Source organism: Ancylobacter vacuolatus (assembly GCF_030813595.1).
GTDB lineage: Bacteria > Pseudomonadota > Alphaproteobacteria > Rhizobiales > Xanthobacteraceae > Ancylobacter > Ancylobacter vacuolatus.
The window spans coordinates 14,206-36,259 of the sequence record NZ_JAUSUH010000004.1 but is presented as its reverse complement, the minus strand read 5'-3'; the positions used below and the strand labels follow the sequence as shown (position 1 = coordinate 36,259).

The 22,054-nt window shown below is 68.7% G+C and carries 13 protein-coding genes; 10 read left to right on the top strand and 3 right to left on the bottom strand.

The annotated features are described in order from the left end of the window. The first annotated feature begins 128 nt into the window (after positions 1-128). Positions 129-599 carry a DUF992 domain-containing protein gene (locus J2S76_RS10625; RefSeq protein WP_307060263.1) on the top strand — a complete coding sequence of 157 codons (471 nt, stop codon included), beginning with the start codon at positions 129-131 and terminating at the stop codon, positions 597-599. Between the two features lie 151 nt (positions 600-750). Further along, positions 751-2,595, top strand: coding sequence for an aspartate--tRNA ligase (gene aspS, locus J2S76_RS10620; RefSeq protein WP_307060261.1), 1,845 nt, complete (start codon positions 751-753; stop codon positions 2,593-2,595). Between the two features lie 143 nt (positions 2,596-2,738). Here the strand turns inward: aspS and J2S76_RS10615 are convergent, their stop codons facing one another. Next, positions 2,739-4,733: an aq_1923 C-terminal domain gene (locus tag J2S76_RS10615; protein WP_307060259.1), complete on the bottom strand. Its 1,995-nt coding sequence runs from the start codon at positions 4,731-4,733 to the stop codon at positions 2,739-2,741. A 181-nt stretch (positions 4,734-4,914) separates the two neighbouring features. Here J2S76_RS10615 and J2S76_RS10610 point away from each other — a divergent pair, with 181 nt between their 5' ends. The 6 genes from J2S76_RS10610 to J2S76_RS10585 all read left to right on the top strand — a co-directional run bounded on the left by J2S76_RS10610 (position 4,915) and on the right by J2S76_RS10585 (position 17,426). Then, positions 4,915-7,194, top strand: coding sequence for an NADP-dependent malic enzyme (locus J2S76_RS10610; protein WP_018390359.1), 2,280 nt, complete (start codon positions 4,915-4,917; stop codon positions 7,192-7,194). Positions 7,195-7,338: 144 nt separating this feature from the next. Then, positions 7,339-7,665 carry a YMGG-like glycine zipper-containing protein gene (locus J2S76_RS10605; RefSeq protein ID WP_307060257.1) on the top strand — a complete coding sequence of 109 codons (327 nt, stop codon included), beginning with the start codon at positions 7,339-7,341 and terminating at the stop codon, positions 7,663-7,665. A gap of 260 nt (positions 7,666-7,925) precedes the next feature. Continuing rightward, complete coding sequence (locus tag J2S76_RS10600; RefSeq protein ID WP_018390360.1) at positions 7,926-8,138, top strand: cold-shock protein; 213 nt, start codon at positions 7,926-7,928, stop codon at positions 8,136-8,138. Positions 8,139-8,413: 275 nt separating this feature from the next. Then, positions 8,414-8,629: a cold-shock protein gene (locus J2S76_RS10595; RefSeq protein ID WP_013165949.1), complete on the top strand. Its 216-nt coding sequence runs from the start codon at positions 8,414-8,416 to the stop codon at positions 8,627-8,629. A gap of 331 nt (positions 8,630-8,960) precedes the next feature. Continuing rightward, positions 8,961-15,632: an MBG domain-containing protein gene (locus tag J2S76_RS10590; RefSeq protein WP_307060255.1), complete on the top strand. Its 6,672-nt coding sequence runs from the start codon at positions 8,961-8,963 to the stop codon at positions 15,630-15,632. Beyond that, entirely contained in the window at positions 15,633-17,426 is a 1,794-nt protein-coding gene (locus tag J2S76_RS10585; RefSeq protein ID WP_307060253.1) for a ShlB/FhaC/HecB family hemolysin secretion/activation protein, read from the top strand. 113 nt (positions 17,427-17,539) lie between these two features. Here the strand turns inward: J2S76_RS10585 and J2S76_RS10580 are convergent, their stop codons facing one another. Together J2S76_RS10580 and J2S76_RS10575 are read right to left on the bottom strand one after the other, a co-directional pair. Then, a complete protein-coding gene (locus J2S76_RS10580; RefSeq protein WP_307060251.1) occupies positions 17,540-18,079 on the bottom strand; it encodes a GNAT family N-acetyltransferase in 540 nt (179 codons plus the stop codon). Between the two features lie 160 nt (positions 18,080-18,239). Next, entirely contained in the window at positions 18,240-18,398 is a 159-nt protein-coding gene (locus J2S76_RS10575) for a hypothetical protein (RefSeq protein ID WP_307060249.1), read from the bottom strand. A gap of 807 nt (positions 18,399-19,205) precedes the next feature. Here J2S76_RS10575 and J2S76_RS10570 point away from each other — a divergent pair. After that, positions 19,206-20,747 carry an MFS transporter gene (locus tag J2S76_RS10570; RefSeq protein WP_307060247.1) on the top strand — a complete coding sequence of 514 codons (1,542 nt, stop codon included), beginning with the start codon at positions 19,206-19,208 and terminating at the stop codon, positions 20,745-20,747. Then, complete coding sequence (locus J2S76_RS10565) at positions 20,747-22,030, top strand: glycosyltransferase (protein WP_307060245.1); 1,284 nt, start codon at positions 20,747-20,749, stop codon at positions 22,028-22,030. Before J2S76_RS10570 ends, J2S76_RS10565 begins: the two co-directional genes overlap by 1 nt. Positions 22,031-22,054: the final 24 nt, after the last annotated feature.

The window sequence follows — 22,054 nt, the reverse complement described above, 5'->3', positions numbered from 1 at the left end:
TACATATCGGAGTCGGAGCGCCGTTTCGACCCCGAAACATGCCGCAATTTGGCGAAAGGATTAACCATTCGCGGCTACGAGTCGCAAAGGCTTTCCGGCGGCATGCCCGCCATGACTGGGGGATATCGATGAAAAAGGCCGCCTTCGCTCTCGCCACCGCCGCTCTGGCGCTGTCTTTCGTGCCCGCTTCCGCCGCCGATCGGGTCGATGCCGGCGTGCTGGTGTGCAATGCCGGCACCAGCATCGGCATGCTCATCGAATCCAAGCAGGAACTGACCTGCACCTTCACGCCCTCCGACAACGGCCCGGTTCAGTCCTATGCCGGCACCATCAAGAATATCGGCGTCGAGCTGGGCGTCACCGGCGGCGGCGTGCTGACCTGGGGCGTGCTGGCGGTGACGAAGTCGGTGGCGCCCGGCGCGCTCGCCGGCAGCTATGGCGGCGTGACCGGCAATATCGCGCTGGGCGTCGGCGTCGGCGCCAATGTACTGGTCGGTTCCGACCAGTCCTTCGCGCTCAACCCGATCTCGGTCTCCGGCAATGTCGGCGCGTCGCTGGCGCTGGGCGTCGGCGGTCTCTCCCTGCGCTACGTGCCCTGATCGCTTGCCGCGGCGCCGCCTTGAACACAAGGCGGCCGCCTGTCCTTCTTGACAAAGCCGAGCCTCGCATGCACCCCTCCGCGCGCCCCGCGTGAGGGGTGTTTTGCTATTTTCCGCCAGCTCTCGGCGGCACCAACTCCGGGAAGACGCCATGCACCGCTATCGCTCGCACACCTGTGGCGCCCTTCGCGCCAGCGATGTCGGTTCCACCGCGCGCCTGTCCGGCTGGTGCCACCGCATCCGCGACCATGGCGGCGTGCTGTTCATCGACCTGCGCGACCATTACGGCCTGACGCAGGTGGTGGTCGATCCCGACAGCCCGGCCTTCAAGCTGGCCGAGACGGTGCGGGCGGAATGGGTGATCCGGGTCGATGGCCGGGTGCGTTCGCGCCCCGCCGGCACCGAGAACCCCGAGCTGCCGACCGGCCAGGTGGAGATGTACGCCACCGAGATCGAGGTGCTGGGCCCCGCCGCCGAGCTGCCCATGCCGGTGTTCGGCGATGTCGAGTACCCGGAGGAGACGCGGCTGCGCTACCGCTTCCTCGATCTGCGCCGCGAGAAGCTGCACAAGAACATCATGACCCGCGGCGCCATCGTCGACGCCATGCGGGCGAAGATGAAGGGCCAGGGCTTCTTCGAGTTCCAGACGCCGATCCTCACCGCCTCCTCGCCGGAGGGCGCGCGTGACTTCCTGGTGCCCTCGCGCCTGCACCCCGGCAAGTTCTACGCCCTGCCGCAGGCGCCGCAGCAGTACAAGCAGCTGATCATGATGAGCGGCTTCGACCGCTACTTCCAGATCGCCCCCTGCTTCCGCGACGAGGACCCGCGCGCCGACCGCCTGCCGGGCGAGTTCTACCAGCTCGACCTGGAAATGAGCTTCGTCGAGCAGGAAGACATTTTCGCCGCCGTCGAGCCGGTCATAACAGGCGTGTTCGAGCAGTTCGCCGAGGGCAAGCCGGTGACGAAGAACTGGCCGCGCATTCCCTACGCCACCTCGATGCAGAAATACGGCACCGACAAGCCGGATTTGCGCAACCCGATCGAGATGCAGGACGTCTCCGAGCATTTTCGCGGCAGCGGCTTCAAGGTGTTCGCGCGCATGCTCGAGGACCCGAAGAACCGGGTCTGGGCGATCCCCGGCACCGGCGGCGGCTCGCGTGCCTTCTGCGACCGGATGAATAGCTGGGCGCAGGGCGAGGGCCAGCCGGGGCTCGGCTACATCATGTGGGTAAAGGTCGAGACAGAGCATTCCGAGAAAGAGACGGATGCTGAAGGCACTAAGATTGTCGGACACGGTGAGGGTTATTCGATTGAGGGTAGGGGCCCGATCGCTAACAATATTGGTCGAGAGCTGACAGAAAAGATTCGGATCAAGCTCGGGCTCGGCGCGGGCGATGCCGCCTTCTTCGTCGCCGGTAACCCGGAAAAGTTCGTCCGCTTCGCCGGCCTCGCCCGCACCAAGGTGGGCGAGGAGCTGAAGCTGGTCGACCATGACCGGTTCGAGCTGGCCTGGATCGTCGACTTCCCGTTCTACGAGTGGAGCGAGGAGGACAAGAAGGTCGACTTCTCGCACAACCCCTTCTCCATGCCGCAGGGCGGGCTGGAGGCGTTGAACACCCAGGACCCGCTGACCATCAAGGCGTTCCAGTACGACATCGCCTGCAATGGCTATGAGATCGCGTCCGGCGGCATCCGCAACCACCGCCCGGAGGCGATGGTGAAGGCGTTCGAGATCGCCGGCTATGACGAGGCGACGGTGCAGGAGCGCTTCGGCGGCCTCTACCGCGCCTTCCAGTATGGCGCGCCTCCGCATGGCGGCATGGCGGCCGGCGTCGACCGCATCGTCATGCTGCTGTGCGGCACCACCAATCTGCGCGAAATCTCGATCTTCCCGATGAACCAGCAGGCGCAGGACATTCTGATGGGGGCGCCGAACGAGGCGAGCCCGAAGCAGCTGCGCGAGCTGCACATCCGCACCAACCTGCCGGAGAAGTAGGGCCCGAGGGGCCGCTCTCACGCCCACCCTCATGGCCGGGCCTGACCCGGCCACCCAGAGGGATGCCGGAGGGGCAGGGGGCAAGGGCTGGGTCCCCGGGTCCGGCCCGGGGATGAGGGAAGGTCGAGGGTGTTGCCTCCCGCTTAGCGCGCGGTGAGCGTCTCGACGTTGAGTTCGTCGACGAGGCCCAGCGGGTCCTCGCTGTTCAGCGCCTCGACGATCAGCAGCACCGGCAGCGGCTCGTGGCGCGGGGTGAGGCGCAGAGCGAGCGTGCCCATCGGCTTCTGCACGAAGCGGACGAAGGCCTCCACCGCCGGCCCGAGTTCCGGTCGGTCGGTCACCGCCTGCGCCAGCAGCAGGTCGGCGAAGCCGGCGATGAGCTGGCGGACATCCTCCGGCTTCAGCCCCTGCTCCTTGGCGGCGGCCTCCAGCTTCTGGTCGTACAGGCCGGCATCGGTGACGGTGAGGTCGAGCGCGCCGAGATTCACCTCCATCGCCCCGGCCAGCGCCTCGTCCGGCTCGGTGGAGAAGACCGAGTCGTCCACCGCGCTCAAGGTGAGCTTGGCGTTGAAGGAGAAGGCGTCGGAGACTTCGAGATAGGCGGGGTCGACCACCACACTGTTATCGGCCTCGTTCCAGGCGGCGCCGAAATCCAGCGCGATGCTGGCCCGGTCCATCTGCCCAGGCACCAGCGCGAAGGCGGAGTTGCCGGCGTTTACCATGGCGGTGGGCCCGCTCATCCGCAGCGTGGCGGAAATGCGGGTCGGCAGGGCGTCCGGCTCGGCGGTCCAGGTGAGGGCGAATCGGTCGATGTTGAGCGGCGAGCCCTCATCGGTCGGGGACACCACATTGGTGACTTCCACCGATTCGACGGTGTTGAAGAAGGGCGCGGGCCAGCGGCCGATAGCGGCGGGATTCTCCGTCCCTTCCGCCAGCAGCGACATCAGCGTGCCGGCCTTCAGGCCACCGATCGCAAAGCGTCCCATCTGGAACCCCTCGCCATCGGGCCCCTTGCCGGTGAGCTTCTCCAGCGCGAAGCTGTCCATCCGCCCGCCATCAATGGCGCCGACGGTGAAGGAGCCGAGGCCGAAGGCGAAGCCGCCGGGCGCCGTGCCTTCCACCCCCTCGGCGGCGAGGCCGCCAATGCGGATGCCTTCATCATAGATGACCGCCGCCATCCGGAAGAGCCCGGCCGTTTCCTCCGGCGGAGCCTTGGCACCTGCCGCGCCGATTTTTTCCAGCTGCTCGCGGGCCTCCAGGAGCTCTTCCACCGGGATGGCGGCGGGGCGGATCGCCACATCTTTCATCGACAGGCGCGCGATGCGCTGCGCCACGCCCCCTTCCATGGTGATTTGGTAATCCTCCATGGCGACCGAATCATGGATCGTGATGAACTGGTCGTTGGCCTGGCGCAGCTCGGAATCGAGCAGGATCATCAATCCCGCCACGTCGAAGCCCTTGATGTCGACGCGCCCGATCGAGCCCTGGCCGGTGCTGCCCGAGGGGCCGGCGATGGTGAAGCGCGACGGCGCGGCGTCCACGGTGGCGAAGCGGCCCTTGGCGAGCCCTTCGAGCCGGATGTCGCCATTCGTCTCCTCGCTGGTGACACGCGCATCCCCCACGCCGACGGCGCCCGTGCCGGTGGAGGCGGGGATGTCGATGCGCTCGGCGGTGATGCCGCGGAAGAAGTCGAGGGCGATCTGCGGCGGGCTGCCGTCGACCGGCGCCTGGGTTGGGAATTCCAGCGCGGTGATGACCACGCGGGGCGCCTGATACTGGCTGATATTCGGCGCGCCGATCAGCAGCGGCGGGCTGAGGGTGACGCCGCCCAGCACCACCGTCTGCGCGAAGGCGCGGTCCGCGCCGCGCAGCGCCACGCCGTTGGCGACCAGCGAGTCGATCTTCAGCGCGCCCTGCACCGGCCCCACGAGCGAGAGGTTGCCAAGCTCGAACCGGCCGGCGAACAGGTCATAGGTCACCTTGCCGACGCTCGCCTCCACCCCGCCCGCCCGCAGCGTGCTCAGCGCCGCGTCCACCTGGCTGCGCGCCTCATGGTTGACATAGGAGGTGAGGCCGAAATACCCGCCGACGCCAAGAACGACGAAGGCACTGAGAGCAACGAGAAACGGCTTGCGCATGCGAGGCTGACCTGGGGACGTGCCGGGGGGCGGCTTGAGGCTGACGGCTGGCAGGCTCGCGCCGGCCGATAGCCCATCTTAAACCAACCGCCCAAAGTCCAGCACCAGAAAATGGGAAAGGCGTTGTGTGACGGAGCAGAATCCCTATGCTCCCGCGCCAAGCTCCGGGGAAGGAAACACAATGGCCTCTTACATCTCCGACGATCTGCGCTCTGGCGCCATGTTCTACCACCGCCACCCGCGTCCCGGTAAGCTTGAGATCCAGCCGACCAAGCCGCTCGCCAACCAGCGCGACCTTGCCCTCGCCTATACGCCCGGCGTCGCCGCCGTCTGCGAGGCGATCGCCGCCGACAAGTCGCTGGTGGCGGAACTGACCGCCCGGCAGAACCTCGTCGCCGTGGTCTCCAACGGTACCGCCGTGCTCGGCCTCGGCAATATCGGCCCGGAAGCCTCCAAGCCCGTGATGGAGGGCAAGGCGGTCCTGTTCAAGAAATTCGCCGGCATCGACGTGTTCGACATCGAGATCAACGCGCTGGAGCCGGACCATGTGGTGAGCGTGGTCGCCGCGCTGGAGCCCACCTTCGGCGGCATCAACCTCGAAGACATCAAGGCGCCCGAGTGTTTCGAGATCGAGACCCGGCTGCGCGAGATCATGAAGATTCCGGTCTTCCATGACGACCAGCACGGCACCGCGATCATCGTCGTGGCGGCGATCGTCAACGCGCTGTTCCTCGGCGGCAAGAAGCTGGAGGACGTGAAGATCGTCACCTCGGGCGCTGGCGCCGCCGCCATCGCCACGCTGAACCTGCTGCGCTCCATGGGCGCCCGGCGCGAGAACATCTGGGTCACGGACATTGAGGGCGTGGTCTATGAGGGCCGCGAGAAGCTGATGGACCCCTATAAGGGGGTGTTCGCCCAGAAGACCGAGCTGCGCACCCTCGCCGAGGTGATCGCCGGCGCCGACATCTTCATCGGCCTCTCCGCCGGCGGCGTGCTGAAGCCGGAAATGCTGGCGGCGATGGCCGACCGGCCGCTGATCATGGCGCTGGCCAACCCGACGCCGGAAATCATGCCCGACCTCGCCCGCGAGGCGCGCCCGGACGCGATGATCTGCACCGGCCGCTCGGACTTCCCCAACCAGGTCAACAATGTCCTGTGCTTCCCCTTCATCTTCCGTGGCGCGCTCGATGCGGGCGCGACCACGATCAATGAGGAGATGAAGGTCGCGGCGGTGAACGCCATCGCCGAGCTGGCGCGCGAGACGCCCTCCGACGTGGTGGCCCGCGCCTATGGCGGCGAGACGCCGGTGTTCGGCCCGGCCTCACTCATTCCCTCGCCCTTCGACCCGCGCCTGATCCTGCGCATCGCCCCGGCCGTGGCGCGGGCGGCGATGGAATCGGGCGTCGCCAAGCAGCCGATCGCTGACTTCGCCGCCTATCAGGAGCAGCTCGACCGCTTCGTCTTCCGCTCCGGCCTGGTGATGAAGCCGATCTTCGCCCTCGCCAAGCAGGCGCCCAAGCGGGTGATCTACGCCGAGGGCGAGGATGAGCGCATCCTGCGCGCGGCGCAGGTGGTGGTGGAGGAGGGCATCGCCCGCCCGATCCTGATCGGCCGTCCTTCGGTGGTGGAAACCCGCCTGCAGCGTTTCGGCCTCTCCATTCGCCCGGGCCGCGAATTCGACCTCATCAACCCCGAGGACGATCCGCGCTACCGTGACTATGTCACCACCTATGTCGAGCGCGCCGGCCGGCGCGGCGTGACGCCCGAGCTCGCCCGCACGCTGGTGCGGACCACGCCGACGGTGATCGCGGCGATCGCGGTGGTGCGCGGCGATGCCGACACCATGCTGTGCGGCGTCGAGGGGCGCTTCACCCGGCATCTGCGCCACATCCGCACCATTATCGGCCTGGCGCCAGGGGTGCGCGACGTGGCGGCGCTGTCCATGCTGCTCACCCAGAAGGGTGCGTTCTTCCTGTGCGACACCCAGGTGCAGGCGGACCCCACTGCCGAGGACCTGGCCGAGATGGCGCAGCTCGCCGCCGCCCATGTGCGGCGCTTCGGCATCGAGCCGAAAGTGGCGCTGCTCTCGCATTCCGACTTCGGCAGCCGCGACGATGACAGCGCGCTGAAGATGCGCCGCACCCTCGACCTGATCCTCCAGCGCGCCCCCGATTTGATGGTCGATGGCGAGATGGAAGGCGACAGCGCGCTGGTGCCGGAAATGCGCGAGCGGGTGCTGCCGGGCTCGCGCCTGCAGGGCGTGGCCAACATCCTCGTCATGCCCAATCTCGACGCCGCCAATATCGGCTACCAGATGGTGAAGGTGTTCGGCGACGCGCTCCCGGTCGGCCCGATCCTGCTCGGCCCGGCGCGGCCGGCGCATGTGCTCACCCCCTCGGTGACGGCGCGCGGCATCGTCAACATGACCGCCATCGCGGTGGTGGAAGCGCAGCACGCCTGAGCACAGCGCGCTTCTGCTGGAATGCGGCCTCATGATACCCTGCTGGGCCGGAGCTGACTCGCGCGGTGCAATTTCCCGCGCAAGTCGGTGTTCCGGGCCTAGCGGGTGTCGGCGAGCGGCACCGCCCCAGCGGAGATCTTACCCATGCGTGCCCTTTTCTCGCTTGCGACGCTGGCGCTGGCCGGCGGCCTTCTCGCCTTCGCCCCCAATGCGGCGCGGGCCAATGACACGGCGGCCGGCGCGCTCCTCGGCGGCGCCGCCGGCGCCATCATCGGCGGCGCCACCACCGGCAAGGCCGGCGGCGCGGTGGCGGGGGCGGTGATCGGCGGCACCGCGGGGGCGATCATCGGCAACCAGAGCGACAAGAAAAAGAACAAGAACAAGTCGTATTACTACTGGTCCGGCGGCAAGTGCCTGTACCGCTACCCCAACGGGCAGGTGATCAAGGTCAGCAAGAACTATTGCTATTAACACCCGGTCGGGGTGGGCAGAGTTCCCGCCCCGCGCGGAGGGGCAATGACGCTGCGGCACTTTTTCGCCCGCCGGTTGTTTTACGACCTAAATGTGGCGATGTTTGCCGTGGAAATGACACATTTCTGACCAAGCTAACCGCAGCGCGAATTCGTCAGACGAGGGTGCCGCAAGGCACCGCCGGCTGGTGGTGCTCGGCGCAATTCGGCGGGTCCCGCAGGGGTTCGCCGGTGTCTCACTGGTCTCGAAGGTTGTCTCTGATGGCGGATACCGGCACGGTTAAGTGGTTCAACGAGCAGAAGGGCTACGGCTTCATTCAGCCCGACAATGGCGGCAAGGACGTTTTCGTCCACATCAGCGCGGTGCAGCGCTCGGGCCTGCAAAGCCTGCGCGACGGCGACAAGATCTCCTTCGAGTTGCAGACGGACCAGCGCTCGGGCAAGACCTCGGCGGTTGATCTGCGTCCGCTCTGACGCGGCGCGGCTTTGAATCGGACGGTTTAGTCCGGTTAGATTCAATACAATGTCGTCGTTCCTTGGAGCGACGACATTTCGGCTGCGGAAGCACTGGTTCTACCATTCGCGCCTCTTGCAAACACGGCCATTCGCGGTAGTCTCACGGGCAGACTTTGGCTGGACTCTGGGCCGTTACACCTGCGGGTGCACGTTCAGCTTTTCTTCCAAATTCGACCCAGCGGCGGGGCCGTGCCTGCGCCGGATGTGCAACCTCGATACGTGAGACTATCCTAATGTCTACCCAGACCGGCACCGTTAAGTGGTTCAACGATCAGAAGGGCTACGGCTTCATTCAGCCCGATGGCGCTGGCAAGGACGTTTTCGTCCACATCAGCGCGGTTCAGCGTTCGGGCCTGCAGGGCCTGCGTGACGGCGAGAAGGTGTCCTTCGAGCTGCAGACCGATCAGCGTTCGGGCAAGACCTCGGCGGTCAATCTCCGCGTCGGCTGATCGCAGGCCGGCCCTGGTGCCGGTTTCTGCGTAAACAAGCGAAAGCCGCTGGTCCCGCCGGGCCGGCGGCTTTCTTTTTGCGCCGGCGATTCGCGGGAGGTTCGCCGTTCCGTCGCGAGCCTCGACCGTGCGGGAGGGGGCGGGCCAGCGGTAGCTTCCGGCGACGGTGGCCAGAGGGCGCGGCCCGTTTTGCCCGGCGCGCCGCTCTCGAAGGGCGGCGGTCGATCTTCTCAAGCGCTAGGTAGTTGAGTACAGTGCCCCACGAGGGGTCGTGGCGCGGGACGGTATCGCGCGCAGGGCGCCAAGGCATTGCAAGCGGTGGGCGATTCCGATGCGTGACGATGGGCCGGTGCGACGGCGTGGCAACGGCGCCGCACGATCGATTCTTCGCGCCTCGGCCGATCGGTGGCTGGCGGGCGCCGCCTTCCTCGCCGCCGCTCTGCCCGGCGGCGCGCTGGCGCAGGGCACCCTGCCCACCGGCGGTTCCGTGGTCGCGGGCAGCGCCACCATCGGCCAGCCCAGCGCTGGCGCGATGACCGTCAACCAGAGCACTGCCCGCGCCATCCTCAATTGGGGCTCGTTCTCCGTCGGCGCCGGCAATGCCGTGCGCTTCGAGAATGGCAGCGGGGCGACGCTGAACCGCGTCACCGGCTTCTCGCCCTCGCAAATCGACGGCTCGCTGTCGGCCTCGGGCAGCCTCTATCTCGTCAATCCCGCCGGCATCGTCGTCGGCGCCTCCGGCACGGTGTCGACCGGCGGCCATTTCGTCGCCTCCACCCAGGATGTGGCGGACGGCGATTTCCTGGCCGGCGGCGACATGACCTTTCGCGGCACCAGCACGGCGGCGGTGGTGAATTACGGCACCGTCGGCGCGCTGGGCGGCGATGTCGCCCTCATCGCCCGCAAGGTGGAGAATGCCGGCACCCTCACCGCGCCCGAGGGGACGGTGGCGCTGGCCGCCGGCTATGAGGTGCTGGTGCGCGATAGCGCGCTCTCCGACGGCAAGATCGTGGTGAAGGTCGGCGGCTCGGACACGCAGGTGAAGACGTCCGGTGTCATCAAGGCGGCCGAGGCGGAGCTGCGGGCCAATGGTGGCAATGTCTATGCGCTGGCCGGCAACACCAAGGGCTTCACCACGGCGGAGGGTGTCGCCACCAAGGGCGGGCGCATCTTCCTGACCGCCGGCGCCAGCGGCAGCGTCTCCGTCTCGCAGAAGATGACCGCCCGCACCGCCAGCCGCGCCGGCAAGGCCAAGGGCGGCGAGATCCGTGTCTCCGGCGGCGCGGTGAAGGTGGACGGCACGCTCGACGCGCGCGGCCGCAAGGCCAAGGGCGGAAGCATCGTTGTCACCGGCGAGAGCGTGGCGCTGGGGGCGGCCTCGGTGCTCGACGCGTCCGGCGCGACAGGCGGCACCGTGCTGGTCGGCGGCGACTATCAGGGCGGCGCCGGGGCGAAGTACCTCCCCGAGACCGTCGCCACCGCGAGGCGCACCACGGTGGAGGCCGGCGCGCGCCTGCGGGCGGACGGTTCGGCGGGCACGGGCGGCCGCGTGGTGGTGTGGTCCAATGAGGAAACCCGCTTCGCCGGCGCCATCTCCGCCACCGGCATCACCCGCGGCGGCGACGCGGAAGTCTCCGGCAAGGCGGTGCTCGCCTATGCCGGCACCGCTGATCTGCGGGCGAGCCGGGGCGCCTGGGGCACGCTGCTGCTCGACCCCTACAACCTCACCATCTCGGACGCGCCCAGCTCGGGCGTCTCCGGCTTCGACGCCACTGCCGATGACAGCGTGCTGAATGTCGACACTCTCACGGCCGCTCTGGCGACCGCCAATGTGACGGTGACAACAGGCACCAGTGGCAGTCAGTCCGGCAACATCACCGTGGCGGCGCCGCTCGCCTGGTCCGCCGACAGCGTGCTGACGCTGGCGGCGGCCGGCAATGTGATCTTCGACGCCGCCGTCACCGCCAGCGGCACCAATGCCGGGCTGGTGATCCAGTATGGCGTTGGCAAGGGCTACACGGTCAACGCGCCGATCACCCTCTCCGGCAGCAATGCCTCGCTGCAGATAGGCGCGGTGGGAGCGCTTAGCGACTACTTCCTGATCCGCTCCATGGCGGATTTCGGCATAGAGTTCATCCCTTACGCAAACTACGCGCTCGTGGCGGACCTCGACGCGGCGGGCACGACCTATACGACATCGGTCGTCGACGGCACCTTCACCGGCGTGTTCGCCGGCTTCGGCCATTCCATCTCCAACCTCACCATTGCCCCGCCGCCGGCCGTCAATGTCGGCCTGTTCTCCGTCATCGAGACCGAGGCCTCCGACAAGATCGCGGTGCGCGACCTGTCGCTCATCGGCGGCAGCGTCACGGCGCGCAATCATGTCGGCGCCGTGGCCGGTACGATGACCAACAGCATCGTGCTCAACGTCACCAGCACTCTGAACGTGACCAGCACGTTCAACGCGGATGTGGGCGGGCTGGTGGGCAGCATGACGGGCGGCGGAATCATCGATTCGTCCTCTTCCGGCGCCGTCACCGGCAATGGCCTGAATGTTGGCGGTCTGGTTGGCTCCATCTCCAGCGGCACCATCGCCAATTCCCACGCCACCGGCGACATATCGGCGCCGAGCGCCGCCTATGTCGGCGGGCTGGTCGGCAAGGCAACGTCCACGCCGATTTCCGACTCCTACGCCACCGGCAATGTGAGCGGGCTTGCCTATGTCGGCGGGCTGGTCGGCAGCGCCGACAGGGCGATCACCAATTCCCACGCGACCGGCAATGTGACGGCAGGGACCTACAGCGACGTCAGCAATGCCGGCGGCCTGGTCGGCTACACCAGGGGGGATGTCACGAATTCCTATGCCACGGGCGACGTCTATGGCGCGGACGACTATGTCGGCGGCCTGATCGGCATCGGCGGCGGCGCGGTTTCCCGCTCCTACGCGACCGGGAGCGTGACCGGCGCGGCTGATTATGTCGGCGGCCTCGCCGGGCGCTTGGCCGGATCGGTGACGCAGTCCTACGCCACCGGCAATGTCGCAGAGGTTCCGATTCCCCCGCGGGCCGACGACGCGCAATATCTGGGCGGCCTGATCGGCTATATGGGCGGGACTGTGAGCCAGACCTACGCCACCGGCAACGTCACCTCGGCGTCCAGCGACGTCGGCGGTCTGATCGGCTACCTCAGCTCGGGCGGCGTCTCGGAGAGCTATGCCTCCGGCAAGGTGACGGGACGATTCGATGTCGGCGGCCTGATTGGTCTCGTGGCCGCCGCGACCACCATCGCCACCTCCTTCTGGGACACGGAGACCACCGGCCAGGCAAGCGCCTTTGGCCGTTCCTTCGCCACCAATGCCAGTGTCACCGGGCTGACGACCGCCGAGGCGCGCACCTCCGCGAGCTATACGGACTGGGACTTCACCACCGATTGGTACCAGACCGGCGACATCCGCCCCATTGGCCGCTGGGAGGCGGCGGTGGCGGCCGACGGCGTCACCACGCTGTCCAACCTGCACCAGCTGCAGTTCGTCCGGCTCGACCTCGCCGGCAGCTATCGCCTCGGTGCCGACATCGACGCCTCGGCCACCAATGGCACCAATGAAGCCAGCGTGTGGGGCGCGACCGGCTTCGTGTCGCTGGGCGACAGCACCACGCCGTTCACCGGCACCTTCGACGGCGGCGACTACACGATACACGACCTGTCGATCGCCCGCGCCGCCACCGATTCCGTCGGGATGTTCGGCGTCGCCGGCTCGTCCACCACCAGCGCCACCCTCGCGAATATCCGGCTTGAGGGCGGCAGCATCGCCGGGCGCGACAATGTCGGCGCGGTGGTCGGCACAGTGGTGCTGGCCACGCTGACCGACGTGACCAGCAGCGCCGCCGTATCCGGCCGGGACAATGTGGGCGGCCTCATCGGCACTTCCGGCACCGGCGCCAGCAGCTTTGACGGGCTGCACGGCACCGGCAATGTCACCGGCACCGGCGAGCGGGCGGGCGGCGTCGTCGGCAAGCTGGAGATCAGCCTCGCCAAGGCCTCGGCGACCGGCACCATCTCGGGCGCCACCAAGGTCGGCGGCCTTGTCGGCGAGGTGACGGCCGGCACGCTGTCCCAGTCCTTCGCCAGCGGCGCGGTGGAGGGAACCGGCGAGGTCGGCGGCCTCGTGGGCGCCAATTCCGGCACCGTCATCGAATCCTACGCCACCGGCAATGTCAGCGGCAAGGAGGCGGCCCCCGAGGTGGGTGGGCTCATCGGCAGCAATGACGGCACGGTCAACACCTCCTATGCGCTGGGCGATGTCGTCGGCCAGGACGCGGTCGGCGGCCTGATCGGCGCCAGTTCCGGCACGGTGACCCAGGTGTTCGCGGCCGGCGATGTGGAGGGGGCCAGCAAGGTGGGCGGCCTCGTCGGCGAGGTGACGGCCGGCACGCTCACCCAATCCTTCGCCAGCGGCGCGGTGCGGGCCAGCGGCGCGGGCGGCGGCCTCGTCGGCGCCAATGCCGGCGCCATCACCCAAACCTACGCCACCGGCAGCGTCACCGGCACATGGGCGGACGCGGAACTCGGCGGCCTTGTCGGCAGCAATACCGGCAGCCTCACTGAGAGCTACGCCATCGGCGCGGTCAGCGGCGGCGGCACGCGCGGCGGCCTCGTCGCCACCAATTCCGGCACGGTCGCGTCGTCCTATTGGAACACCCAGACCACCGGCCAGGCGAGTTCCGCCGGGTCCGCTTCCTCCTATGGGCTGACCACCGCCCAGATGCAGGACTGGAGCCGCTATTCCGGCTGGGATATCAGCGTCTGGGCGCCGGCCGACGCCACCTATCTGCCCGAGCTGTTCGGCGTCTCCGGGGTGGTTGGCGCGATGCAGACCATCACCTATGGCAGCGATCCCTCCACGGCGGTGGTGAGCCAGATGGGCACCGGCTGGTGGAACACCACCACCGGAACGCCGGTCTTCGGCGCCGACCTGACCTCCACCACCAATGCCGGCACCACCTATCCCGGCGTCACCGGCCTCACCGGCACCTACCGGCTCGGCGGCGCCACCCGCTTCGTCGGGATCAACCATGTCACCCCGGCGACGCTGACCGTGACGGCGACCGGCACGCAGACCTATGGCTCGACGACGCCCAGCTATGACTATTCCGCCAGTGGCTGGATGAACGGGCAGGGCGACAGCAACCTCTCCGGGCTCGATTACACCACCACGGCGAGCGCCACCTCCAATGTCGGCGGAAGCTACACCGCCACCGCCTCCGGCGGCACGCTGACCGGTGCGGCCACCGGCAATTACACGCTCACCTATGAAGCCGGCGCCTTCACCGTGACCCCGGCGACGCTGACCGTGACGGCGACCGGCACCCAGACCTATGGCTCGACGACGCCGAGCTATGACTATTCCGCCAGCGGCTGGATGAACGGGCAAAGCGACAGCAACCTCTCCGGGCTGGCCTATTCCACCACGGCGAGCGCCACCTCGAATGTCGGCGGCAGCTACACCGCCACCGCTTCCGGCGGCACGCTGACGGGTGCGGCGAGCGGCAATTACACGCTCACCTATGAAGCCGGCGCCTTCAGCGTGACCCCGGCGACGCTGATCGTGACGGCGACCGGCACCCAGACCTATGGCTCGACGACGCCCAGCTATGACTATTCCGCCAGCGGCTGGATGAACGGGCAAAGCGACAGCAACCTCTCCGGGCTCGATTACACCACCACGGCGAGCGTCACCTCCAATGTCGGCGGCGCCTACACCGCCACCGCCTCCGGCGGCACGCTGACCGGTGCGGCCACCGGCAATTACACGCTCTCCTATGAAGCCGGCGCCTTCAGCGTGACCCCGGCGACGCTGACCGTGACCGCGACCGGCACCCAGACCTATGGCTCGACGACGCCGAGCTATGATTTTTCCGCCAGTGGCTGGATGAACGGGCAGGGCGACAGCAACCTCTCCGGGCTCGATTACACCACCACGGCGAGCGCCACCTCCAATGTCAGCGGCACCTACACCGCCACCGCTTCCGGCGGTACGCTGACCGGCGACGCGTCAGGCAATTACACGCTCACCTATGAAGCCGGCGCCTTCAGCGTGACCCCGGCGACGCTGATCGTGACGGCGACCGGCACCCAGACCTATGGCTCGACGACGCCGAGCTATGACTATTCGGCGAGTGGCTGGATGAACGGGCAGGGCGACGCGGACCTCTCCGGGCTGGCCTATTCCACCACGGCGACGGCAAGTTCCAATGTCGGCGGCGCCTACACCGCCACCGCTTCCGGCGGCACGCTGACCGGTGCGGCCACCGGCAACTACACGCTCTCCTATGAAACCGGCGCCTTCACCGTGACCCCGGCGACGCTGACCGTGACCGCCACCGGCACCCAGACCTATGGCTCGACGACGCCGAGCTATGACTTCTCCGCCAGTGGCTGGATGAACGGGCAGGGCGACAGCAACCTCTCCGGGCTGGCCTATTCCACCACGGCGACGGCAAGTTCCAATGTCGGCGGCGCCTACACCGCCACCGCCTCCGGCGGCACGCTGACCGGCGCGGCCACCGGTAATTACACGCTCACCTATGAAGCCGGCGCCTTCAGCGTGACGCCGCGGCCGATCCTCGTCATCGCCAATAATCTGGTCCGCTTCGTCGACCAGCCCAACCCGCCCCTGACCTACACGATCGGTGGCGAGGGCCTGGTCAATGGCGACACGCTGGCGGGGGAGCTTGTCACCCCGGCGGAGATTTCATCGCCGCCCGGCCAATATGCCATTCTCCAGGGCAGCGTCGTGGCGTCGGCGAACTATGCCCTGACCTATCTGCCCGGCGTGCTCGCGGTGACGCAGCCCCTGCCGCCCGACTTCATCGAGACCAACCCGACCGATGAGCGCCGGCGGACCCGGGAGCTGCTCGTGCTGCTCTCGCTGATCGATGTCTACCAGCGCGAGCCGGCACCCGGCATTTTCTACAGCCCGCAACTGACGATGAAGGCCCAGTAGATGACAGGCGGTCTTCGCTCTTTCGCGGTCGGCGCCGCCGGCGCGGCTCTTTTCGGGCTGATGGCGTCGGCCGGCGGGGCGAGCGCGCAGCAGCGCGCGCCGCTCGAGCGTAACCTGCCGCCGGCGGTGACGGGGCAGGGGCAGCTGACGGTCAGCCCGCCGGATCTGATCGGCGCGGCGGACGACACGCCGCTGGGCGTCAACCTCCGGGGTATCCGCCTTGCCGGGCCGACCGACCCGATCGACGCGCCGCCCGTGCCCGGTCTGCGCATCGGCGCGATCGGGGCCCTGTCGCCGGCACGGCTGGAGCCGGCGCTGGCGCCGTTTCTCGGCCAGCCGGTGAGCCGCCGGCTCATCGCCGACATCCAGGCGGCGGTGGCGCGGGTCTACCGGGGCGAGGGCTATCCCTTCATGTCGGTGACGGTGCCGCCGCAGGAGATCACCGGCGGGGTTCTCACCTTCCGGGTGGTGGAGTTCCGCACCGGCGCCGTCGAGGTTCAGGGCGGCGAGGCCAGCCTGGCCCGCAGGGTGCGCGCCGTGCCGGGCGAGCGCATCAATGCCGCGGCGCTGGACGAGGACATCGCCTGGCTCAACCGCTTTCCGTATCGCTCTGTTTCCGGCGTGTTCTCCCCCGGCGACGAGGTGGGGCTGAGCACGTTCACGCTGGAGGTGACGGCGCAGAAGCCGTGGCAGGTGTTTGCCGGCTGGTCCAACACAGGCACCCATGCCACCGGCTTCGACCGCATCTTCGCCGGCTTCGGTGCGGCGTTGCCGATGCTGCGGGACAGTTTCATCTCCTATCAGGCGACCGGCAGCTGGGATTTCTGGCGCGACCCGGCCAGTGTCGGCTCCGGCCCGGCCCAGCCGAGCTATTACAGCCAGGCCGCACGGCTCGTGCTGGACCTCGGCGACCGGCAGAGCCTTGACATCGTGCCGAGCTATGTCGCGACCCGGCAAGCCGGGGCATTCCAGGATTTCATCTACGACAATTCCACCCTGGAAGTGCCGGTACTCTACAGGACGGCGCTCTCCAATGTGCTGCCGGGTGTGTATCTCGGCGACCTAATTCTCGGCGCCAGCTTCAAGACGGTGTCGCGCTCCGGCTATTTCGCCGGTTCGGCCATTGGCGGCGCCGATGCCGGCCTGTTCAATCTCATCGCCGGCTGGTCGATCTCCCGGCCCGACGCTTACGGGCTGACCAGCGTCGACCTGCGGCTGGTGGGCAATCCCGGCGGGGTGGTCGACGGCAATGATGCCCGCAACTGGAGCCTCTACAGTGGCGGGCGCATCACCGACGTGAACTATGTCTATGGCGGCGCCGACATTTCCCGCGTCACGCGGCTGGCGGCGGGCTATAGCTGGAACAGCCAGTTCTCCGGCATTCTGGCGGGCGAGGCACTGCCCGATACCGAGCAGATCAGCCTCGGTGGCATGTACGCCACGCGCGGCTACACGCTCGACGACGGCAATGCCGATAGCGGCTTCTTCTGGCGCAATGAGCTGCGCACGCCGACCCTGCCGGGGCTCTCGGCGCTTGGCGGGACGGGCGCCCGCGACCAGCTTTCGCCCTACCTGTTCCTGGATGTCGGCTGGGGCCATAATTACGGCTATCAGGGCGTTGTCGGCCCGGTGGCGAGCTTCGATGTCAGCATGGCGGGCGCCGGCGCCGGCATCGACTATGCCCTCGCCGGCAATTTCACCGCCAGCCTGGTGGCGGGCGTCGCCCTGACGGAAGCCGGCTACACCCAGCCCGGCGACGTCACCGTGCAGGCGCGGCTTTATCTGAGCTTCTGAATCTGAGCTTCCGCGCCCGCCGCCCGTTCTTCGCGCGCGGGCCGAACAGGCCGGCTCGGTCGCCGGGTGGCGTTTTCGGGTGGGGGAAGACGGTCTCGACGTCGCGCTGCCGCTCAGGCGCCGCCTGTCGCGCGCCGACGCTCCAGCAACGCCATGGGCTGGCCATTATAGAGCCCGTCCGCGAGCGGCACGAAGCCGAGCGTGCCGGCGACATGCAGCGAGGCGGCATGGCTGGGCTGGATCATGCAGGTGATGCGCGTGCCGGGCCGGTGCGCGTCCGCCCAGCCGAGCGCGGCGGTCATCGCCTCCCGCGCATAGCCCTTGCCCTGCGCCGCGCCTGAGAACACCCAGCCGGCCTCCATCGTGCCCTCAAGAGAGGGGGTGAGGGCGCGGCGGAAATCATGAAAGCCGGCCTCGCCAATGAAGGCGCCGCTGGCGCGCTCCTCGACCGCGAAGGCGCCGAAGCCGAGAAACCGCCACAGGCCGGGATGGCGCAGGAAGCGGCTCCACGCCGCCTCGCGCGTGAAGGCAACGCCGCCGATGAAGCGGACCACCGCCGGCTCCGCCCACATCGCCGCATACGCCTCGAAATCCTCGGCCCGGTGCGGGCGCAGGATCAGACGGGCGGTGGTGAGGGTGGGGGGCGTGAGCATCGGGAATCCAGCTAAGACGTCGGTCGGCCCAGGCGGGTCCGGGAGGCGGGCTACAGGGCCCCGGCCCCCGCGACCGCACCACAAGGGGGGGCGGGCGGATCCCTTGCGGCCCGCCAGCGCGCCACGCCCGGTCTTTGCGGACCGACCGTGAGGTACACTGTCAGAAGCTGGCCTTCAACACGGCGTTGAAGCCGTTCTGGGTGACGCCGCCACCGAACGGGCCGGTATAGGCGATGCCCAGCGTGGTGCGGGCGCCGACCAGCATATCCAGCCCCACTTCCAGCCCCGCGGCATCCTCGGCGATCGGGACGCCGGTCATCGCTCACCACCGGCGCGTCGCCCGAAAGCCGGTTGTCGGCATTCGGCACGGCGTCGGCCGGCAGCGACACGACGGCATCGAAGACCGGATTGCCGGCGTCCAGAGTCCGAGCCGCCCCGGCGACCGCGAACGGGTTCGGCGTCTGGGCATAGGAGGTGAACAGCGCGGCGCTATAGAGCAGCGTCGGATGGTGAGGGTCGAGGACGCCGCATATGCGCGCCGCCTTCGGCCATGTCTTCGCCGCGCGCTTCGGCGTGCCGCCAGCGCTGCGGCGAAAATAGATCCAGGGTAGGCAACGGCGCCGAGCGCGCCGTCATAGACGTGGAGCCGGCCTCAACTCACCTCGCCGAGGGCATAAGGGGAGATCTGGTCGCTCGCGCCCGCCATCCCCGGCCCGGACAGCACCGGCAGGGCCGGCAGCCGAAGTTCGTTGCGCCAGACGACGCCGATGGCCCCGATCCGGATGCCGGGGAGGGGGTAACAGGCTTTTCTTCGGACCGATCAGGTCGGTTCCGTTGAGGCTGACCCCGAGCGGGGTGTCGGGGCCGGCCACGTCCTGCGGGCCAATGACGAGCCCTCACTAGCTGCCGACCACGGGCGGAAGCGCCGACGACCTGTCGCGAAAAGGGCCCGCCGCATCGCTGACGGCGGACAGGCGTCCGAGCCGTCGATGGCGCCAGAGCGACGGTATTTTATTATGTCGCGGGCATGGACAAGCTCGGGCCGGCCGCAGAAACTTGGCGCCGGATCATGGCCGTGACGCACCGCTGGCGGGTGCCGCAATGGTCGGTGTGTTCGGGAGCCTGCATGACTACCGCAACCAGCCAGCAGCGATGGTGCGCCGTGTTTGCCGGCAGCGGCGCGCTGGGCATGATCATGATCGACGCGACCGGCACGGCGGTGGCGCTTCCCTCCATTCAGCGCGACCTGATGCTGAGCCACGGCGCCCAGCAATGGATCATCACCCTCTATGCGCTGACCGTGGCGGCCGCGATCGCCACCGGGGGGCGGCTCGCGGATGTCTTTGGCCGCGACCGCGTCTTCCGCGCCGGCGTGGTGCTGTTCGCGGCCGGCTCACTGCTTAGCGGCCTCTCGCTCAACCTGCCCATGCTGCTGTCCGGCCGCGTGCTGGAGGGGCTGGGCAACATCCTGATGGCCCCCGCCGCCGCGCTGCTGGCCACCGAGGCGTTCGGCCCCGCGCAGCGCGGCCGGGCCATGGGCATCTATAGCGGCCTTGGCGGCCTGGCCTTGGTGTTCGGGCCCATCATCTGCGGCGCCCTGGTGCAGCTTGGGGGTTGGCGCTGGGCCTTCTTTGTCAACCTGCCGCTGGCCGCCGCCACGCTTCTGACGCTGCGCGCCGCGGGTCCCGCGGCACCCGGCCCGCGCGGCGGCACCTTCCGGCCGGCCCACAGCCTGCTGCTGGCGGCGGCGCTGGGGCCGATCGTGCTGGGCCTCCAGCAAAGTCATGTCTGGGGCTGGACGTCGCCGTTGACGCTCGCCCTCGTCGCTATCGGAGCCGCTCTTCTGGGGCTCTTCATCCTCGGGCAGCGACGCGCCGCCGAGCCTCTGGTGGATATGCGTCTGTTTGCCGACCGGCAATTTGCCGCCGACAGCATCGTGCTCTTCTGTGCCCAATGCGCGCTTGTGGGTCAGTCGGCTTTCGGGGCCATCTATCTTCAGCGGATCCTGCACTTCACGCCGCTGCAATCCGGCCTGGCCATGCTGCTGTTCCTCGTGCCGCTGATGGTCTGCGCGCCCCTGGGCGGCCTGCTCTATGACCGCCATGGCGCGAAGCTGCCCGTGGTCGCCGGCCTGAGCCTGGGAACGCTGGGCCTGTTGTGGGAAACGCAGGCCCTGCCGCGCGCCGACTTCCTGCTGATGATGCCGGCCCTCGTCGCAACAGGCGCGGGCATGGGCCTCGCTCTGTCGCAAACCTATACGGACGGCACCGCGCGCGCCGCCGAGGGTCAGCGCGGCCGTGCCTTCGGCGCGCTCGACACGGTGCGGCAGATGGGAGGCGCGATCGGCATGGCGGCGATCGGCACGGTGGTCGCCGGCATGGAGCGCGCCCGCTTCCTCGACATCGCGGCCGGCGCCGCGCCGGAGGGCGCGGCGCGCAGCGCGCTCGAAGGCCTCATGGAGCAGGCCGTCTATGGCCGGCCGGAGGCGGTGGAGGCGCTGGTGGCGCAATGGCCGGCGGTCGCGTCCGCGCTGCGTCTTAGCGCCGCCCGGAGCATTGGAGACGGCTATTATGTCGGAACCGGCATGGTGGCGCTGGGCCTGCTCGCCGCCATGCTGCTCATGCGCCGCAAGCCCGCCGCGCCGGCCATCGTCAAGGGGGCGCCGTGATGCGCGTCGTTCTCGCCACGCTGGGATCGTTCGGCGACCTCTATCCCATGCTCGCCATCGGGCAGGCCCTGCGCGCGCAGGGCCATGACCCGATCATCGCGGCACCGGCGGTCTATGGTCCCCGCGTGGCAGCGCTCGGCCTGTCCTTCCATGCCCTGCGGCCGGATTTCCCGCCTGACGTGTTGATGGAGATCTTCGGCGATCCGGTGCATGGCGGGCGGCGGCTGTTCCTCGACCTCGTCTTTCCCCATGTCCGGGAGACCTATGAGGATCTGCTGGACGCCACCGACGGCGCCGATGTGCTGGTGGCAGGCGAACTCGTCCATGTGGCCCGGCTGGTCGCGGCGCAGCGCGGCCTGCCCTGGGCGAATGCCATGCTGGCGCCCTCCACCATGATGTCCGCGCTGGATCCCAGCGTGCTGACCTGGTTTCCGGCGGGCTATCACCTGCGCCATCTCGGGGCCTGGCCGCAGCGTTTGCTGTTCCGCCTCATTCGTCGCCAGACGACCCGCTGGGCCGGGCCGCTCCTGGCCCTTCAGCGTGAGGTGGGGGTGGGGACCGGCGACATCATGTTCACCGACAAGTTCTCGCCCGATCTGGTGCTGGCGCTGTTTCCGCCGGTCTTCGGCGCGCCGCAGCAGGACTGGCCGGCCGCCTCCGTGCAGACCGGCTTTCCCTTCTTCGCCCAGGAGGCGAGCCCCGAGACCGACGCGCGGATCGACGCCTTCCTCGCGGCCGGCTCCCCGCCCGTGGTCTTCACCCTCGGCACCACGGTGGTGCATCTGGCGCATGATTTCTACCAGATCGCGGCGGATACGGCCCGCGCTCTCGGGCGCCGCGCCATCCTTCTGATGGGCCAGAACCCGCCGCCCGACGCGCCGGCCGACCAGGTGCTGGCGCTGGATTACGCGCCGCATTCCCGCCTGTTCCCCCATGCCGCCGCCGTGGTGCAGCATGGCGGCGTCGGCGGCTGCGCGGAAGCGCTGCGGGCCGGCGTGCCGGTGCTCACCATTCCCTTCGCCTTCGACCAGCCCGACAATGCGATGCGAATGCGCCGCATGGGCGTGGGGGCGGTGCTTCCGCACCAGAAGGTCAACCGGGTCACCCTCGAACAGAGCCTGCGCGCGGTGCTGGACGATACGGAGTTCGCCGCGCGCGCCCAGTCGGTGGCGCGGGGGATCGACCCCGAGGCCGACATGGCGCGCACCGTGGCGGCGATCGAGGCCCTCCATGGCAGCCTGGCGCAGCGCACACCCGCCATGCTGCCGCACGCCGATCGCTGATCACCTCCGGGCGCCAGGAACCCC

What these genes read in the sequence shown, in the direction of transcription:
- J2S76_RS10625 (WP_307060263.1), top strand. Translation starts at nt 129, where the DNA reads ATGAAAAAGGCCGCCTTCGCTCTCGCCACCGCCGCTCTGGCGCTGTCT.
- aspS (WP_307060261.1), top strand. Translation starts at nt 751, where the DNA reads ATGCACCGCTATCGCTCGCACACCTGTGGCGCCCTTCGCGCCAGCGAT.
- J2S76_RS10615 (WP_307060259.1), bottom strand. Translation starts at nt 4,733, where the DNA reads ATGCGCAAGCCGTTTCTCGTTGCTCTCAGTGCCTTCGTCGTTCTTGGC.
- J2S76_RS10610 (WP_018390359.1), top strand. Translation starts at nt 4,915, where the DNA reads ATGGCCTCTTACATCTCCGACGATCTGCGCTCTGGCGCCATGTTCTAC.
- J2S76_RS10605 (WP_307060257.1), top strand. Translation starts at nt 7,339, where the DNA reads ATGCGTGCCCTTTTCTCGCTTGCGACGCTGGCGCTGGCCGGCGGCCTT.
- J2S76_RS10600 (WP_018390360.1), top strand. Translation starts at nt 7,926, where the DNA reads ATGGCGGATACCGGCACGGTTAAGTGGTTCAACGAGCAGAAGGGCTAC.
- J2S76_RS10595 (WP_013165949.1), top strand. Translation starts at nt 8,414, where the DNA reads ATGTCTACCCAGACCGGCACCGTTAAGTGGTTCAACGATCAGAAGGGC.
- J2S76_RS10590 (WP_307060255.1), top strand. Translation starts at nt 8,961, where the DNA reads ATGCGTGACGATGGGCCGGTGCGACGGCGTGGCAACGGCGCCGCACGA.
- J2S76_RS10585 (WP_307060253.1), top strand. Translation starts at nt 15,633, where the DNA reads ATGACAGGCGGTCTTCGCTCTTTCGCGGTCGGCGCCGCCGGCGCGGCT.
- J2S76_RS10580 (WP_307060251.1), bottom strand. Translation starts at nt 18,079, where the DNA reads ATGCTCACGCCCCCCACCCTCACCACCGCCCGTCTGATCCTGCGCCCG.
- J2S76_RS10575 (WP_307060249.1), bottom strand. Translation starts at nt 18,398, where the DNA reads ATGACCGGCGTCCCGATCGCCGAGGATGCCGCGGGGCTGGAAGTGGGG.
- J2S76_RS10570 (WP_307060247.1), top strand. Translation starts at nt 19,206, where the DNA reads ATGACTACCGCAACCAGCCAGCAGCGATGGTGCGCCGTGTTTGCCGGC.
- J2S76_RS10565 (WP_307060245.1), top strand. Translation starts at nt 20,747, where the DNA reads ATGCGCGTCGTTCTCGCCACGCTGGGATCGTTCGGCGACCTCTATCCC.